Below are 17,346 nucleotides of genomic sequence, written 5' to 3' on the forward strand. Positions count from 1 at the left end.
GTTTCTATCAGTGACTTGCTCATAACCAATAGAGCCAACCATACGTTGGCTCTATCTCTTCACTGACAGCCTCTGTATCTTCACTAATTGCCGTAAACCAAGACAGCTGCGTTTATTCTAGCGCCCCACTATGCTTCCTGTTAAAATTTTGGACTTGAAATTTCTACCTCGAGTTCGCAATGACTTACCAATGCCCTTTGTGTCACCAACCTTTATCTCAAAACGATCGTACGTTTAAGTGTGAAAAGAACCATCAGTTCGACCTAGCGAAAGAAGGCTATGTTAATTTGATGCCAGCACACCACAAACGCTCAAAAGATCCAGGTGACAACAAAGAGATGATGCAGGCTCGTCGCCGCTTCCTTGAAGGCAACCACTACGATCCAATGCGCCAAGCCGTTGTTGGTTTATGCGCTAGCTATCTGCCAGAAACAACCCCTAGCCTATTAGATATCGGTTGTGGTGAAGGTTATTACACCAATGAAATTGCGGTAAACCTTCACGAAAAGAATGGCGCTACTTTTGGTCTCGATATCTCTAAAATTGCTATCAAATATGCCGCTAAACGCTATCCAGCGGTCGACTTCTCAGTCGCTTCGAGCCATCGCCTACCCTTTTCTGAAAACAGCTTAGACGGCATTCTACGCATTTACGCGCCTTGTAAGGCAGAAGAGCTGCAACGCACCATCAAAGACAATGGTGTGGTGATCACCGTGACCCCTGCTAGCCGACACCTTTATCAGCTGCGTGATGCGATTTATGATGGCGTTCGTTTGCACGATGAAGATCCAGAGATGATCGAAGGTTTTACTCTTGAGCACCAAGAGCAACTAAACTATATGATGGAACTATCGGGGTCAGACGCATTCGACCTGCTACAGATGACGCCGTTTGCTTGGAAAGCGAGTGAAGAATTTAAACAACAACTCACCGATTCAAAGCAATTCAACTGTGAAGCTGACTTTATGCTACGAGTGTACCGCAAACAACTTTAATTGATATTGATTATCGTTTGCATTGAAATCTCATCTTGCCTCCTTTAGTATGCGTGTTCTTCAAGGAGGCATTTCATGCAACGTATTATTCTTATTGGATTAGCTACCCTGCTCACTGCTTGTACTAATCAACCTTCAAATAGCACTTCTCAACAAGTGGCTAACACGCAAACGGAAAACGTTTCCACATTCTATGACTACCAGTTTGCTTCTCCACAAGGAGAAACGCTGTCTCTCGATGCATTACCTAAACAGCTGATTGACGCTGATGTGGTTCTTATTGGCGAATGGCACACTCACTCGGCAATCCATCGCTTCCAAACCGATTTCTTAAAAGCACGTCGCAACGCGACATCAAACATCGCGCTTTCAATGGAACAATTCACTCGAGAACATCAGGACACATTAAACCAATATCTCAATGATGAAATTGGCGAACAAATTCTTATGTCTCAAGCGGCTGCTTGGCCAAACTACGAAAGTGATTATCGCGCTTTAGTTGAGTTCGCTAAAACCAATGACGTCGATATCATCGCGGCAAACGCACCAAAACCCTTCGTACAATGCATTGGCCGTAAGGGATTAGCCTATCTAGATCAGCTAACGACGGAACAACGTCAATGGATTGCTTCAGAAGTGGATACCGGCGATAGCCCTTACAAAGAAAAGTTCATGGCTTCAATGCATCACGGCACACCAGAGCAAACAGAAAAACAATTTTCTGCTCAAGTAACGTGGGACGAAACTATGGCTGAATCGATTGTAGATTACCTAGCATCGAACCCTGAACAACAGGTGATCCATGTAGCGGGTAAATTCCACACCGAAGGTGGTTTAGGCACTGCAGCATCAATTCTACGTCGTAACCCTGATTTGAAAATTGCCATCATCAGCCCAGTTAAAGAAATCTCAGCGGATAGCAGTGACTATCAGCTAAAGGTGCTCTCTCCACCCGCTCGCTTTGTTAAAAAAGAGAACAGAATGAAGGCATACAAACACCTATCTAAGCGCGGCGCTAGCCTAGAGTGCGACTAAACCATTCTTATCCATTCTTATAAGAGAACGAAACGATGGGCTAATTCTAGATAACTAGCCCATCGACAGAGCTTCATTGGCTCCTATCATCCACTCTAACCCTATATAACATTCAAATTCCTTATCGGCACAAGATTTGCTTAATAACTAGACGGTTTGACTCAGCAGACGAAAAAACAATGTGCGAATAAAAAAACATCACCACGGTGATTAAACGCACAAGTTTTTCACACTTCTGCCGATACTATATTTAAGGATAGGTAAGGAGAGCGATATGACACCAGTAGGAACGAGTAATACTCAGCTGTATTCACCTGCGAAAATGAATGCACAAGCTAAAAGCACTGAAGCTGAAAAGCCTGCGCCGCTTAAGGTTGAGCAAAATACCGTGAAGCTTTCTGATGAAGGCAAAGCCCTATTATCTGCCCTTAAACAAATCGATAAAGAAGCTAAGAAAGTCGAAGCTGAAAACGCGACCGTTACCGATAAGGTTGAGTCATTTGCTCATGGCGCTCTAGGTATGGATCACCCAGATAAGATTGAAGAAGAAGACGATGGTTCTTATTCAGCAGGGCAATACTTATCCGCAGCGGCAACCGTTGGTGGCATTCTACTTGCCTTAATCTAACTTTCCCCTCTGTTACTGCACTTTCCTCTCTGCATTAAAGCGATTTGTCGTCACGACAACAGACCCGATTTGGTCTAAAAAACGAGTTCATTCCATAATTCCGCTCTCATTTTAATGGAATAATACTCGTGAAAAACACTTTTGAGCTTATTGATAAGCCTACTTTCTTTGGTGCGATTGCACTCCTACTCACGATAGTTTTCCCGCTCATTTTGTTCCCTGCACAGGGCGCAGACTGGATTGCGGTTGCGAAAACATTCATGACGGACCAACTTGGATTTTTATATCTTGCGCTAGGCCTCGCTGCCTGTGCATTTATGGTTTACGTTGTGTTCAGTGATATGGGACAAATTAAACTGGGCGAAGCTGATGAAGAGCCTGAATTCAAAACAGCATCATGGGCTGCAATGCTATTTTGTGGCGGTATCGGTGCAAGTATCTTGTACTGGGGCTGTATTGAGTGGGCTTACTACTACCAATCACCGCCTTTCCAACTAGAGCCGGGCAGTGAAGAAGCGGTTCGTTGGGCTGCAACTTACGGTTTGTTCCACTGGGGACCAATCGCGTGGTCTATCTACCTGATCCCTGCGATTCCTATCGCTTACTTCTTCTATGTACGTAAACAGCCAGTTCTAAAGATCTCTAGTGCGTTAATGCCTGTTCTTGGTGAACACCGCAGTAAAGGCGTACCAGGGAAAATCGTCGATATCCTATTCATTTTCGGTCTATTAGGCGGCGCTGCAACAACGTTAGGTTTAGCTGCACCTCTAATCACTGAAGGTCTGAATCACCTATTTGGTCTACCTAAAAATAACCTAACGCAAGTGATGGTGCTTTTAGTGTGTACTGCGATTTTTGCTTACTCATCTTATGCTGGATTAGAAAAAGGCATCAAGATCCTAAGTAACATCAACTTCTGGGGTGCAATGGGTCTGTTAGCTTTCGTTCTGATCGCAGGTCCAACAATCTTCATGCTAGAAACAGGCTTAGACTCTATTGGTCGTCTACTGTCTAACTTCTTCGTGATGGCAACGTGGGCTGAACCATTTGGTGGTTACGGTACCTTTGAGAACACGCACTTCCCACAAGACTGGACCATTTTCTACTGGGCATGGTGGCTAGTATTTGCACCAAGTATGGGCCTGTTTGTTGCGCGTATCTCTCGCGGAAGAACCATCAAACAAATGGTGTCAGGTTCAATTTTCTTTGGCTCTCTAGGTTGTTTCTTGTTTTTCATGATCTTAGGTAACTATGGCCTATCACTGCAACTTTCTGGTGAACTGGATGTAGTAGCGATTTTGAATGCAGAAGGCGCTACCAAAGCTATCTTCTCGATGCTTGCGCAACTGCCAATGAGTACACTAGTTATCGCGGTATTTACGCTGCTGTGTATTATTTTCACTGCAACGACATTTGACTCAATCTCATACATCCTAGCGTCTGTTGTGCAAAACAACGTGACCGAAGAGCCAATGCGTTGGAACCGTATGTTCTGGGCATTCACACTGTCGTTCTTGCCAACGATTCTGATGTTCTTGGGTGGACTAAGTACGCTACAAACGGCAGCAATAGTTGGTGGCTTACCGCTACTGGTGATCTCTGTGATGCTGATGATTTCAGCGGTTCGTGCAACGAGCCTCGACCTACGCCATCAAGACGCGTACATCGAGCCAACGATCAACATCGAAGAACTACCAGATATGGACCCTTGGTCTGCAGAAGGTATGGCGCTGGCTCAATTTGAGAAAGAAAAAGATGCTGCGCAAGAGGCCGCAGAACTTGAGCGAGTCGCTTACACAGAACTTGCCGCAGTGAAGAAAGAAATTCGCGCTTATGTGTTAGAACAAGGTTCACAAATGGAAACTCACGACTTACCAGAGAACCTACAACAAGCACTTGAGCAGGCCGAGAGTAATCTTAGTGCCGCACAAGCGAAAAAAATCGAGTTATCTGAGCAAGCTCAGAATGCTCGTATCACGTTCAACCAGGTGGTTGCAGACTTACCGCTTGCTTGACATTAGCCATGACGCAGTCCATTGATTTGGACCCTCCTAAATACGACAAAGGCTCACAGAAATGTGAGCCTTTTTTTATGCTTTTCAAAAAATTGGAGTTATTGCTCAATTTCACATTGATGAAATAAATATGAAACGACTTTGACACAAATCGATGTTCTAATCATCCCGCTTATATAAAAAGGGATAACCAATGAAGCACATTATAAAACCAATCATTGCCGCAGTGGCAACCTCAACACTTTCATTCAACGTACTTTCAGCAGAAATCAAAAACGTCATTCTGATGATTGGCGATGGAATGGGACCTCAACAAGTTGGCCTGTTAGAAACCTACGCAAACCAAGCACCAAACTCGATCTATAAAGAGAACAAAACCGCCCTTTATCAACTTGCTCAAGAAGGGGTTATTGGTTCATCCCTGACTCACCCAGAAGATGCAATTGTGGTCGATTCTGCTTGTTCAGCCACCATGCTTGCAACCGGTATCTACAGTGGTTCAGAAGTGATTGGCATTGATTCTCAGGGTAATCATGTTGAGACGGTTCTTGAGAAAGCTAAAAAGGCAGGTAAAGCAACGGGACTCGTGTCCGATACACGCTTAACTCACGCCACGCCTGCTGCATTTGCTGCTCACCAACCTCACCGTTCGCTAGAAAACCAAATTGCTAACGACATGCTAGAAACTGGTGTTGATGTAATGCTTTCGGGAGGGCTACGTCATTGGATCCCTAAATCGACCAACGACAAAGGTGAAACCTATAAGCAACTTGAAAAACTGACTCAAGGTGATGTTTACCTAAAATCAAAACGTAAAGACGACCGTAACCTTCTTGCAGAGGCAGAGAAAGACGGCTACCAACTGGCATTTAACCGCAGCATGTTAGAAGATGCTAAAAGCGATAAGCTACTTGGCCTGTTCGCCTACTCAGGCATGGATGACGGCATCGCTTACAGCAACAAGGAAAAAAGTGACGAACGAACTCAGCCAAGCCTGAAAGAGATGACACAAAAAGCGCTCAACATCCTATCCAAAGATGAAGACGGCTTTTTCCTAATGGTCGAAGGTGGCCAAATAGATTGGGCAGGCCACAGTAACGATGCTGGCACTATGCTGCATGAACTGCTCAAGTTTGATGAAGCGATCCAAACTGTGTATGAATGGGCAAAAGATCGTGAAGACACGATCGTGATTGTGACCGCAGACCACGAAACAGGATCTTTTGGCTTCAGCTACTCTTCTAACGACCTACCAAAACCACAAAAACGTTCTGGTGAAGCCTTCGCCGACCGCGACTATGCACCTAACTTCAACTTTGGCGCATTCGATATTCTTGATGGTTTATATAATCAAAAGCAAAGCTACTACGGCATGATCAGCGAATTTCAGAAGCTGGATAAAGCGCAGCAAACACCTGAAAAACTGGCTGAGATCGTCAACAAGAATAGTGAGTTCCCTATTACAGCTGAACAAGCGAAAAACGTATTAGCGAGTAAGCCGAACCCATACCGATTGGCTCAACACAAATACTTATCGGCAGAAGAAGTGCCTGCTATCAACGATTTCGATGCATTCTTCCCTTATAACGACCGCGGAAACTTGCTTGCTCGTGAACAGGCAACAAGTCAAAACATCGTTTGGGGTACAGGTACACATACTCACACACCAGTGAACGTGTTTGCTTGGGGCCCAGCAGAGAAAATACTGCCCGTTTCAAAAATCATGCACCACTCAGAACTGGGTGAGTACATTAAACAACAAGTAAACTAGCCTGAATCTTTTTTACTCGTTTTACTTAGCGCCCTACGGGGCGTTTTTTGTTTTAAGCCTTTAAGTTAAGTAATTAAGTAATTAAGTAATTAAGTAATTAAGTAATTAAGTAATTAAGTAAATTTAGGCGACGCCAAATAGCAAAACAGCCGCTCAAGAGCGGCTGTTTTTAGAATAACTAGCGATTTGGGTGATTCAAGATGTGGTCTTCCCAATCGACAACATCGATTTCGTATACCACTTTGTTACGAACACTTTCACCTGCAGCATGCATCTCTGATTTAGAACCCGTAATCAATGGGTGCCACTCAGGAATCGGCTTAGATTCAGATAGAAGACGGTAAGCACAAGTATCTGGTAGCCAGTGAAACTCATCGATTTTGTCACGAGTCAACTTCAAACACTCTTCACCTGAAGTGAATCGGTTCGGGTAATCTTTACACGAACATGTTTTGTCGTTTAACCAGCTACACGCCACATTAGTGTAGTAAACTTCATCGCTATCTTCATCCATTAGTTTATGTAGGCAACACTTACCACAACCGTCACACAGTGATTCCCACTCGTTCTCGGTCATTTGCTCTAGTGTCTTTTCTTGCCAAAATGGAATCGTCATAGGATTACTTCTTACTCTTTTACTGGGGTGCGTGTTATACCGCTAGCCGAATATAAGTTCAAGAATAAAATCAGCTAACGCTCTTTCGCTATGCGGTAGAACTTTCTAAATCCGTGAGTATTTGAATAGCTTCGCTTGTCGTAGCCCCACATACCCAGCTTTCAGCTTTAAAGTCAAAACAGACCTGAGGCCTCTCTTTTTTACCAAATAGTTTACATAGGTTATCAACAGTAAGCTGCTTACAACGCTCACCAGACTTCTTTCCATGAGGATGAAGGGGGAATGAAGATGTAATACTAGGCGCTGTACAGCAAGCACCACAATGAAGACGGCATTCCATAATTGGACCTTAAATAGAATCAAAGGAAAGAAGGTGGGCGATTCTATCCTAAAAATGAAATTAGCCAAGTGAAGTTATTTAATATGTACAAAAAAAGCACCTTATAAAAGGTGCTTCCAATTCATCAAAGACAGAATCTACTTTAAAATATCATGTGGCTTTGAAGACAAAAATTGCGGTGTCATTTCTGCTAAAGCCGCTTTATAGCGAGTCGATGACAATAAATCTCTAGCATCTTGCACTGTGAATTTAGCCTTCTGTCCTTGATCAACAATAGGCCCAAGCGCCATAATATGTTGAGCGCTTGCTTTTAGCTTAGGAGAAGTAACAGAAACTGTTTTGTTATTCCCGTCTTTAAATGATGCAATCACTTTCTTTGTATGGCCAGGATCAACTTGGTCACAGTTTGTAATTGGTGGGTGCGTCATAACGCCTGTTGATGATAAAAGTTGAACTACAGGCTTACCTTCTGCTATCGCTTTGATTTGACAATAAGTTGGGCTTTCACCTATCAAATTGTTTGTATTGTTAAACATGTACATAGTCCAGTCACCTGCACCACTACCTTGATCAGCTTTGTCGACATCAACGCGAGTCCAGCTATCTACCGCACCACTAAAGTCTTTTTTGACGACTAAATTTTGTGTGTCCGAAACGGCGTAAACTTTTTTACCTCCAATTTCGTATTGACCCACGTAATCTTGGTTAAACCAATTAAACCAACCTTTCGAATCAATATGCCTTCCACGGTAAGGGCCATCAAACTGGTGAAGACTTGAAAATTTAGTCTTCGTTATATGGACAGATTTACCGGTAGAGTCGAGATCTGTGACTTCATCTGTGATAAAAAACGGTTGTTCAGTAAAGCTAATTGATGTGTTCGGAGAAACACCTTTCGATGATGAGATATTGTAATCTCGGTAAGCGATGACATCGTAAGTATCAACATCCGTACTATTGATTTGCGCCTTACCTTTTACTACCTTAACCGCTTCACCAATCCATTTTCCACCATGTTTATTAAAATAGCCTAAACGAACTGTTTCATCACTAGAGGTTGCATCAACCTTATAAGTTAAGGTTTGAAAATAACCTTGACTGTATGAACGGAAGAATCGCAGTTCATCGCCTTTCTTCGCTAGTGCTAATGCAGCCTTTTCATACTTGTCCGCTGCACACTGTTCTCCGTTTTCCGCACTATATGCCAGAACAGTACCATTGCTATTGATGCGGCAAACATATTGACCAGATAAGGCTTTAGAGTTAATTCGGCTGAGCAAAGCAGTCGCGTCACTACTGCTTACGGAACTGTTTGTCGAGAATTCCCCCAACACCGTATTAAAAGGAACCAGTTGAGCTTGTGAAGCTGCAGGTAATTTAGCTACAGCATAATCTAGGGCTATAAAGTCTACTTTTGCTTTTTGTAAACTTCCTGCCGCATAATTTACCAATTCACGAGCTTGAAAATAACCTTCTAGATTTGGCGACGCATAAACAGAAGTACCAAGAGTGGCAAGGATAATACCTATAGATAATTTCTTCAAAACTTGACTCCTACTACTTCGCTTTAAAATTGCTTGGAGACTCAAATCCTTTACCATCAACGGATAGGAATTTGTAGCCTTTCAATGTTTGAATATCGGCATCACTTACGCCTATGTCCGTATTCAGTTTCTGAGCGCTAGAACCACCACTAGTGGCAGCGCTACCGCCACCGCTGTCACCACCTCCGCATGCAGTGAGTAATAATGTCGTTACTACTAAAATCGCTAACTTTTTCATGAATCGCAGGCTCCAATAAGAATTAATAATATCTTCAACCAGTTTTATTTATTGAACAACACAATAGATCGCACTTTAGTCAGTTTCTGGAGCTTGTCGTTAAACAGTTATGGCATTTCGTTTAAAAATCACTGCAATCTCTGTCGGCTATTTGCTACCCAAAACACTCCCTTTCTGTCGCTTATATGCCCAAGATTTCACAAACTTGCGAAATCTAAACTATCTTGTTGATACTGGTACAGATTAATAAGGATCGTTATGAATAGGTATATTGCAGAAATGTTTGGTACGTTTTGGTTGGTGTTAGGCGGTTGTGGTAGTGCCGTCTTAGCCGCGGCTTTCCCTGATGTGGGAATTGGTCTACTCGGAGTTTCCCTCGCTTTTGGTTTAACCGTTCTCACCATGGCTTTTGCTATTGGCCATATATCCGGCTGTCATCTCAACCCTGCTGTTACTATTGGACTGTGGAGCGGTGGTCGCTTTGATGCCAAAGATGTCGCACCTTATATTATTGCCCAAGTGATTGGCGGTATTATCGCAGGTGGCGTGTTATTTGTGATTGCTTCAGGCCAAGCTGGCTTTGATGCAGCTGCCTCTGGCTTTGCTTCCAATGGTTATGGTGAACACTCACCGGGCGGTTACTCACTTACCGCTGCACTCGTTTGTGAAGTGGTCATGACCATGGTGTTCCTATTCGTGATCATGGGCGCGACAGATTCGAAAGCACCTGCTGGATTTGCTCCTATCGCAATTGGTCTCTGTTTAACCTTAATCCACCTTATCAGTATCCCTGTAACGAACACCTCTGTTAACCCCGCTCGAAGTACCGGCGTGGCTGTATTTGTTGGTGATTGGGCTGTTTCTCAGTTATGGCTATTCTGGATTGCACCGATTATTGGTGCCGTGATTGGCGCAATGATATACAAAGCGGTGAGAGGTTCAGATTAAGCTCAGAGAAGTGTTTTGGAATAGAAACCTTTGAGAACCATAAAAGAAAAAGCCGCTTGGTGATGGTTCACCAAGCGGCTTTTTTAGATTTTATGACGACCGAGTAACGAGTGTGAAAGCGTGGTGCCATCCACTAGCTCGAGCTCACCACCAACAGGAACACCATGGGCGATACGGCTAGCGTTCACTTCATGGGCATTACATAGCTCAGCAATGTAATGTGCTGTCGCCTCCCCTTCTACTGTCGGGTTAGTCGCTAAAATAACTTCAGTGATATCACCACGACGTAAGCGGTAATCCAAGACATCGAGACCGATGTCACTTGGACCAATACCATCAAGTGGTGAAAGATGCCCCATAAGCACAAAGTAACGACCTGAATATTGGCCAGTTGCTTCAATGGCTGCGATGTCTGCAGGGCTCTCTACTACACAAATTTGACCGTTATCCTGACGTTTAGGATTGGTACAAATGTGGCAGGTCTCTTCTTCGGTAAAAGTACGGCACTCATTACAATGACCAATTTCAGTCATTGCTTGGCTAAGAGCTTCAGCCAACTGTAGGCCGCCTTTTCTATCGCGCTGTAACAAATGAAAGGCCATACGCTGCGCCGACTTGGGGCCAACCCCAGGTAGACAACGTAAGGCCTCCATCAAATGCTCCAGCATATGACTGGTACGCATATATAACCGTTCTGATTTTCAAGTAATGGCCAGTTCAACACAAGCTAGTACGAGAATTAACCTTTAAGAATGAGTTACTTAGAAAGGCATCTTCATACCTGGTGGAAGTTGCATTCCGCCAGTTACGCCAGCCATTTTCTCTTTTTGAGTTTCTTCAACGCGACGAGCCGCATCGTTGAAAGCAGCAGCGATAAGATCTTCAAGCATCTCTTTATCGTCTTCCATTAGGCTTTCATCGATATCAACACGGCGAACGCTGTGGCTACCAGTGATCGTTACTTTTACAAGGCCAGCACCTGACTCACCTGTAACTTCCATATTTGCGATTTCTTCTTGAAGCTTTTGCATGCGCTCTTGCATTTGCTGGGCTTGCTTCATCATGTTGCCCATACCGCCTTTACCAAACATGTTAATACTCTCTGGTCTAATTGGTTTATTAAAATTAATTAAGCTATACGTGCTTAAATGGGGGTTAAAACAGTGTGATTCAACCCCTCGGTGTTCAGTTCTCAGATTTGCTTATCTGGGATGATACGCCGGTCACTAAACGTGAAAAAGTTCTAGATAGGACGAACGCTGTCTCTGTCGAGTTCTGCAGCAAAACGTCTTTCAATAAACTGTACGTTGGCATCGTTTTCCAAAGCGGTAAACGCGTCTTTCAACTTACCTTGATACAATCTTTCTCGTAGTTCTAGTGGCGTTTCTCCACCATCGCCGATTTCAACACTCAAATGACACTCTTCTCCCAACACGGTATTGAGCGACTGTAATAGTTCGCTCTGTGCGCGATCCGTATTCAAGTGAGCTTGGCTCGCTCTTAACGTTAAAGTGATTGATGTGTCGTTTTTAGCAAACACTGAGTTCAATGCTAACTGTTCAACAAGCTTGGCTGTCTCTAGCTTTTGAATCGTGGCAGACCATTCATCTTGAGCAATCGACTCTTGAAGCAATTTATCGACCATTTCTGGTGTCTTAATATGCTCTAACGCACGCTTGATCTGAGTAGGTGTAAGCTCTTTGCTCACCTCTTTCACTACAGGTTTAGACGGTTTCCAGCGATAAGGTTCATTATCATTGGTTACCTTTTCAGTAGAAGAGGCTGATAAAGAAGCTGGCGACACCCGCTCAGAACCACCGTGTTGCTGAGCAACTCGGTCAAGAACTGAAGTTTTAGCTGGTGTCGCTTTAGCCTTTTTTGGCGTTGAGCCTTTGTTATCTGTTGCCGCGCTGCCTCTGCGTTGAGAGCGCAATTGGTGGCGTAAACCACTCACCGGTGAAGTTGCACGCGCGGGTTGCTCTTGCGAAACAGGAGGAGAAGAAGGCGCAGCGCTTGGCTGTTGAACCGGACTTTGGCCCTGATAATTCGTTTGTTGCAGCTGAGGCTGATCTGCACCGTAACTTGGACGCTCATCATAAGCAGGTGGTACATCATACTGGCTGTGTGGATAATCCTGTTCTGGATAACCTTGGTTGCCTGAGTGATCAACGTAACCTTGCGAATCTGAATATTGGCTCTGATTCTGCTGCGGTTGCTGTTGTGCCGACTGTTGCGGTATAGCTTGCTGCTGAAGCGCCTGTTGTTGCACTTGAGGCTGTGAAACCGCTGGAGACTGAACTGGCTGTCTCGGCTCTGGCACCGGTTGACTCATTGGCTGAGCAACACTCTGAACCTGGTTCTGAACCGGATTCTGAGCTGCAGGAGCTGGCGCTGGGCTTGTCGACTGAGTCGAGATTGCCGTAGCAACAGTTTGCTCAGCAGGCCTAAATGCCAACATACGCAGAACCACCATCTCAATACCAACACGAGCGGTTGGCGATAATGGCAAGTCTTGACGACCTTTTAACACTATCTGGTAGTAGAGTTGGATGTCTTGAGGGCTTAACGTTTTGCTCAGCAGTTCCAGCCTTTCAGCATCAGGCTGGGCCTTGTCTAAAGTAGACGGCAGAGCTTGATACATCGCCAAACGGTGTAATTGAGTCGCAAGTTGACTCAGCAATCCATCCCACTCAACACCATTTTCAGCAAGAGCTTGAATACAAGCCATCGCCTGCTGAGGCTGTTTACTGCTAATCGCTTCAAGTAGGTGAATCGCTTGGTCTGTATCCAGCGTTCCAAGCATATGAGCAACAGTGTCTGTTACGACATTACCGTTACCCAATGCGATAGCTTGGTCACTCAGGCTTAGCGCATCACGCATACTGCCATCAGCAGCATGAGCAATCATCCCAAGCGCACGAGGTTCAGATGTCACATTTTCTTGTTCAAGAATATGATCGAGCTGCTCGTGGATATTATCGACACTGATCGGCTTAAGATGGAACTGCAAACAACGTGAAAGAATCGTAACCGGAAGCTTTTGTGGATCGGTCGTTGCGAGCAAGAACTTCACATACTCAGGCGGCTCTTCTAAGGTCTTTAGAAGCGCGTTAAAACTGTGCCTAGACAGCATGTGTACTTCATCGATTAGGTAAACCTTGAAGCGACCACGTGCAGGCTTGTACTGAACATTGTCCAGAAGCTCGCGGGTATCTTCTACCTTAGTACGTGAGGCAGCATCGATCTCGAGCAGGTCAACAAAACGACCTTCATCGATCTCTTTACAGGTTGCACACTCACCACAAGGGGTTGAAGTAATGCCTGTTTCACAGTTGAGTCCCTTCGCAAACAAACGGCCGATGGTCGTTTTACCGACACCTCGTGTACCGCTGAATAGGTAAGCGTGATGCAACCTATTTTGGCTAAGGGCATTCTCTAATGCTGTTAAAACATGGGCTTGACCAACCACTTCTTTGAATTTGGTTGGTCGCCATTTTCGCGCTAACGCAAGATAGCTCATGAATAATTCCGAAAAGGATTAGTGACCGTCGAATTCGCAGATGCTAAACACTTCTAGACCTAAGCCTTGTAAGCGCTTATCACCACCGATTTCTGGAAGGTTAATAACAAATGCAGCGTGTTCTACCACACCACCAAGCTGACGAATCAGCTTCGTTGTCGCTTCAATCGTACCGCCTGTTGCTAACAAGTCATCAACCATCAGCACTTTATCGCCTTCAACGATAGCATCGGTATGAATTTCTAGCGTATCAGTGCCGTACTCAAGCTCATAAGATTGTGCCACAGTTTGACGAGGCAACTTGCCCGGCTTACGAACAGGGATAAAGCCGACACCTAACTCAAGAGCAAGAGGCGCACCAAATAGGAAACCACGAGCTTCAGTACCAACGATCTTAGTAAAGCCCATGCCCTTGTATGTGTCCACTAACAGGTCTATTGTCGCTTTGTACGCGGCAGGATCTTCCATCAAGCTTGTTACGTCACGGAACAAAATACCCGCTTTAGGGTAATCAGGAATGCTTTTGATGCTTGCTTTGATCAGAGAGATTTTTTCTGTGTTCATAATCTTATGCACTTCATTAGGCCGCTTTCCAAACTCTCGTTAACGAATCAAACATCAACGCTCGGAATTAAGGAAAGGTACGATTGGACTTCATTGCAACGAGAGTCATAACTCAAATTGCTGAAATAATAAACGCCCGCTATACAAGCAGGCACACTGGCTTAATGGTAGTGATTTTCTTTGCTGTCAGCAACCAACTCATGGGTTGGAAGTCGCATAAACCATGTGAGAAGAATAACAAGTACACAAATTAGGAAAGCCTTGACCCAAATGATCGGGGCAAAGTAGATCGATAACGCAAAACTTAACAAGATAAAAAACACGCCACGCGTTTTTACTTGCTTGGTAACGGCACCATGTTGATACCAATTGTTCAACAAGGGACCCAGCGTTTTATGCTCATGCATCCATTTGTGAACTTTGGGGTTGCTTCGCATGAAACATGCACTGGCAAGAAGGAGGAAAGGCGTGGTTGGCAGTACGGGTAAAGCTATCCCTAAAACTGCGAGAAATATGCAAAGGCCACCAGCAATATTGAGGCTTAAAACTCGAACGCTAATTGTGGCCTCCTTGAGTTAGCTATCACCAATCGGCGACGATAACTTAACTAGAATGTTGCGTAACCATTGAATACACGGATCAACGTAAGTGTTGCTGGTAATAATGGAATCACTAAAAATGCGGCTAAAAATCCTAAAAAGTAGAATACATTAAACGGGTCTTGAAAGTCTTTGTTATCTGCCATGATTGCTTCTTGTTTTTGTTAGTAAAGGTAAGTATCTGGCGAACCAAACCCGCTTTGCTAAATCGACATTTAACAAAAAAGGCATAGCCACACCATTTGCGCAACTATACCTTAATCAATTATTCACAAAAACCGAGGAAATATAGGGTTAATCGGTGGACCCTTGGTGTATGTCTAAACTAAAACTGGCCGATCCAAGTAGGCTCAATGATAGCTGGCAGCCCTGTTCAATCGGAAGATCCCGTGTGATGAAGTTCTTCTTACAGTTCTCACCCAAGCGTTCGCCCGCCGCAATATGTTGATTCAATTCGCCATTCGACCATTGTCCATCTAAACCCGCAGGTAAAATAGAGATAGTTCCCACAGCAAGGTCAGCAACACCAAACAAAGCATTAACCGGGGTTGAACATTTAGAGCAACGAAGCCCCTTCTCCAAAATCTCCGCAATATCTTTGAGATCAACGTTAAAATCTTTTCGATTTCTTATGTAATCGTGGAATAACGCTCTTACCAACAATGTGGTCGCTGAGCCACCGTTATCAGAAGATGACGAATCGACGAGGTAGAAAGCAAACTGCCCATTCATCATCCACGCATAATCAAACACAAGTGGCATCATATCTGTTGATTGTAGTAGGCGGTAACTGCAACGCCATGAGCCTTGTCGTGTGTCTTTGTCAGGAAGCAGCGCGTGCAATAAATCTCTTGCCGCACTAGGGTTATCTTGCAAGTGATTTAGGTGCCAATGCAGCTCTTGGTCTTCAGGGATCTCTCCGCCGTCATCAACGCAAAACCATTGGCTTGAAAAATCTCGTTGGTCTGAAATGTTATCGAACGAATCTGTTAATGTATTCGCAATCGCACTGCCTAAATGACCGTGATCCTCCAGAGGTTTGACTAAAAAGTCTTTGATACCAAATCGTAATGCTTTCGCCACATCAGACATATCATCGGTGCCAGACACAACGATCATAGGCAGTGACGGATACTCTAAACTGAGCTCTTCTACAAGCTCAATGCCATCCAGAATAGGCATTGATAAGTCACACACAATTAAATCTGGCGCCGAGTCTCTAAGCTTTTGCAGAGCGTCCAGCCCATTTTCAGCCTCAACCACTTTATAACCAATCTTGTCTAAATACGCGCTGGTTATCCGGCGAAAAATAGGATCATCATCAACCAACATAACGCATTTTTGATTGAGAACTTCCTGAGCCGAGGTCATAACTGGCTGACTGTGAGTTTTGTACATAATCTCTAACCTCACAAAACTAAGTCGAATTATTATTGTTATCTGTTCCAAGAACTAATATAAAACTTAGTAACAAATTGCTAAATACACAAATACGTACTCTTTACTGGAAATTCGTGACAAGGGTTGGAATACTGGTAAATAGTGCAACGAATTGACGTAACGCAAACATTGATCTCACTATTACGTATAAATTAGCTGAGATTGTAAACAAATGTGTCTGGATTTATGAAATTAGATGATTTAAACCTCTTTCGACTTGTCGTTGAAAATGGGAGCTACACCGCAACATCACGCAAGACTATGATTCCGGTTGCGACCATTACACGACGCATCCAAGCCTTAGAAGATTCACTAAACCTAAGACTTCTCAATAGACACGCGCGTAAACTCTCTTTAACAGAGGCAGGCGAACGTTTCTTCAACGAATGCTCTCCGTTACTGCAACGTCTATCTTCTACTGCAGAAGAACTGACTGACGTTTGTAAAGGGGCTTCCGGTAAGATTCGCATTACGGCACCCTCAAACCTGACCAAGCGCATGATGATGCCGATGTTCAGTGAATTCATGACTCAATATCCTGATATTAATATTGAGCTGATGATGAACAACCAAGCCGATCAGCTTGATCCAACTGAGTGGGACGTGATTTTCAGAGTAGGTCCACAACGTGATTCAAGCCTAATCGCTCGAAAAATCAGTGAAGTAAAAGATATTCTTATCGCAAGTCCTGACTACCTAGCGAAGAACCCGGCACCAAGTCATGCAGAAGAGCTCGCGAATCATTCGCTACTTAAAGGCTATCCGCTGATTAAGTGGCAGCTGAGTAATTCGAATGAAGAGACTGTGGTGAATAGCGAGAAAGGCCGTTTCAACGCGAATGCGCTCAATGTCGTGAGACAAGCCTGTTCAGAAGGCCTTGGTATCACCCTAATGCCCGACGTTATGATCCGCGAATACATTGAAGATGGCAGCTTAGTGCAAGTCTTAGAGGACTGGAGCGCTAACCCTCGTGATATTTACATGCTTTACAACCACAAAGACCACCTGCCAGAGAAGGTTAGATTGTTTATCGATTTTGTGATCGCATACCACATTCACTAAGATTCAATCCCCTTCCTCGCAAACAAAAAAA

Annotated in this window: 18 protein-coding genes; 7 read left to right on the top strand and 11 right to left on the bottom strand. The window is 44.2% G+C overall.

Annotation, left to right across the window (positions count from 1 at the left end; all coding sequences use genetic code 11):
* The first annotated feature begins 179 nt into the window (after nucleotides 1-179).
* The 5 genes from rlmA (at nucleotide 180) to ACED25_RS01260 (ending at nucleotide 6,444) form a co-directional block, all read left to right on the top strand.
* Nucleotides 180-995, top strand: coding sequence for a 23S rRNA (guanine(745)-N(1))-methyltransferase (rlmA, locus tag ACED25_RS01240; RefSeq protein WP_012603500.1), 816 nt, complete (start codon nucleotides 180-182; stop codon nucleotides 993-995).
* Between the two features lie 75 nt (nucleotides 996-1,070).
* Nucleotides 1,071-2,030, top strand: coding sequence for a ChaN family lipoprotein (locus ACED25_RS01245; RefSeq protein ID WP_017099469.1), 960 nt, complete (start codon nucleotides 1,071-1,073; stop codon nucleotides 2,028-2,030).
* A 274-nt stretch (nucleotides 2,031-2,304) separates the two neighbouring features.
* On the top strand, nucleotides 2,305-2,658 hold the full coding sequence (locus ACED25_RS01250; protein WP_017099468.1) for a hypothetical protein: 354 nt from the start codon (nucleotides 2,305-2,307) through the stop codon (nucleotides 2,656-2,658).
* 128 nt (nucleotides 2,659-2,786) lie between these two features.
* Nucleotides 2,787-4,673, top strand: a complete 1,887-nt coding sequence (locus ACED25_RS01255) for a BCCT family transporter (RefSeq protein ID WP_017099467.1) — start codon at nucleotides 2,787-2,789, stop codon at nucleotides 4,671-4,673.
* Nucleotides 4,674-4,866: 193 nt separating this feature from the next.
* A complete protein-coding gene (locus ACED25_RS01260; protein ID WP_371694450.1) occupies nucleotides 4,867-6,444 on the top strand; it encodes an alkaline phosphatase in 1,578 nt (525 codons plus the stop codon).
* A 178-nt stretch (nucleotides 6,445-6,622) separates the two neighbouring features.
* Here the strand turns inward: ACED25_RS01260 and ACED25_RS01265 are convergent, their stop codons facing one another.
* From ACED25_RS01265 to ACED25_RS01280, 4 genes are all read right to left on the bottom strand, one after another.
* Nucleotides 6,623-7,060, bottom strand: a complete 438-nt coding sequence (locus ACED25_RS01265; protein WP_009848667.1) for a YcgN family cysteine cluster protein — start codon at nucleotides 7,058-7,060, stop codon at nucleotides 6,623-6,625.
* An 88-nt stretch (nucleotides 7,061-7,148) separates the two neighbouring features.
* On the bottom strand, nucleotides 7,149-7,400 hold the full coding sequence (locus ACED25_RS01270; RefSeq protein WP_009848668.1) for a hypothetical protein: 252 nt from the start codon (nucleotides 7,398-7,400) through the stop codon (nucleotides 7,149-7,151).
* 137 nt (nucleotides 7,401-7,537) lie between these two features.
* Complete coding sequence (locus tag ACED25_RS01275; RefSeq protein ID WP_017101996.1) at nucleotides 7,538-8,944, bottom strand: hypothetical protein; 1,407 nt, start codon at nucleotides 8,942-8,944, stop codon at nucleotides 7,538-7,540.
* Between the two features lie 13 nt (nucleotides 8,945-8,957).
* Nucleotides 8,958-9,182 carry a hypothetical protein gene (locus tag ACED25_RS01280; protein ID WP_009848670.1) on the bottom strand — a complete coding sequence of 75 codons (225 nt, stop codon included), beginning with the start codon at nucleotides 9,180-9,182 and terminating at the stop codon, nucleotides 8,958-8,960.
* Between the two features lie 258 nt (nucleotides 9,183-9,440).
* Between ACED25_RS01280 and aqpZ the strand changes: the two genes are divergently transcribed.
* On the top strand, nucleotides 9,441-10,130 hold the full coding sequence (aqpZ, locus tag ACED25_RS01285; protein WP_017099207.1) for an aquaporin Z: 690 nt from the start codon (nucleotides 9,441-9,443) through the stop codon (nucleotides 10,128-10,130).
* Between the two features lie 83 nt (nucleotides 10,131-10,213).
* Here the strand turns inward: aqpZ and recR are convergent, their stop codons facing one another.
* The 7 genes from recR to ACED25_RS01320 all read right to left on the bottom strand — a co-directional run bounded on the left by recR (nucleotide 10,214) and on the right by ACED25_RS01320 (nucleotide 16,211).
* Entirely contained in the window at nucleotides 10,214-10,813 is a 600-nt protein-coding gene (gene recR / locus ACED25_RS01290; protein WP_004734155.1) for a recombination mediator RecR, read from the bottom strand.
* Between the two features lie 78 nt (nucleotides 10,814-10,891).
* A complete protein-coding gene (locus tag ACED25_RS01295; RefSeq protein ID WP_009848672.1) occupies nucleotides 10,892-11,221 on the bottom strand; it encodes a YbaB/EbfC family nucleoid-associated protein in 330 nt (109 codons plus the stop codon).
* Between the two features lie 152 nt (nucleotides 11,222-11,373).
* Nucleotides 11,374-13,650 carry a DNA polymerase III subunit gamma/tau gene (gene dnaX, locus ACED25_RS01300; protein ID WP_371694451.1) on the bottom strand — a complete coding sequence of 759 codons (2,277 nt, stop codon included), beginning with the start codon at nucleotides 13,648-13,650 and terminating at the stop codon, nucleotides 11,374-11,376.
* 18 nt (nucleotides 13,651-13,668) lie between these two features.
* Entirely contained in the window at nucleotides 13,669-14,214 is a 546-nt protein-coding gene (gene apt / locus ACED25_RS01305; RefSeq protein WP_004734171.1) for an adenine phosphoribosyltransferase, read from the bottom strand.
* Nucleotides 14,215-14,375: 161 nt separating this feature from the next.
* Nucleotides 14,376-14,747: a YbaN family protein gene (locus tag ACED25_RS01310; RefSeq protein ID WP_029223120.1), complete on the bottom strand. Its 372-nt coding sequence runs from the start codon at nucleotides 14,745-14,747 to the stop codon at nucleotides 14,376-14,378.
* 74 nt (nucleotides 14,748-14,821) lie between these two features.
* Nucleotides 14,822-14,959: a hypothetical protein gene (locus ACED25_RS01315; RefSeq protein WP_017099204.1), complete on the bottom strand. Its 138-nt coding sequence runs from the start codon at nucleotides 14,957-14,959 to the stop codon at nucleotides 14,822-14,824.
* Nucleotides 14,960-15,107: 148 nt separating this feature from the next.
* The gene (locus tag ACED25_RS01320; protein ID WP_371694452.1) at nucleotides 15,108-16,211 is read right to left on the bottom strand and encodes a response regulator; all 1,104 of its coding nucleotides are present in this window, start codon (nucleotides 16,209-16,211) and stop codon (nucleotides 15,108-15,110) included.
* 228 nt (nucleotides 16,212-16,439) lie between these two features.
* Between ACED25_RS01320 and ACED25_RS01325 the strand changes: the two genes are divergently transcribed.
* The gene (locus tag ACED25_RS01325; protein WP_004734167.1) at nucleotides 16,440-17,315 is read left to right on the top strand and encodes a LysR family transcriptional regulator; all 876 of its coding nucleotides are present in this window, start codon (nucleotides 16,440-16,442) and stop codon (nucleotides 17,313-17,315) included.
* Nucleotides 17,316-17,346 lie beyond the last annotated feature (31 nt).

The organism is Vibrio sp. 1F263 (assembly GCF_041439035.1).
GTDB lineage: Bacteria > Pseudomonadota > Gammaproteobacteria > Enterobacterales > Vibrionaceae > Vibrio > Vibrio tasmaniensis_A.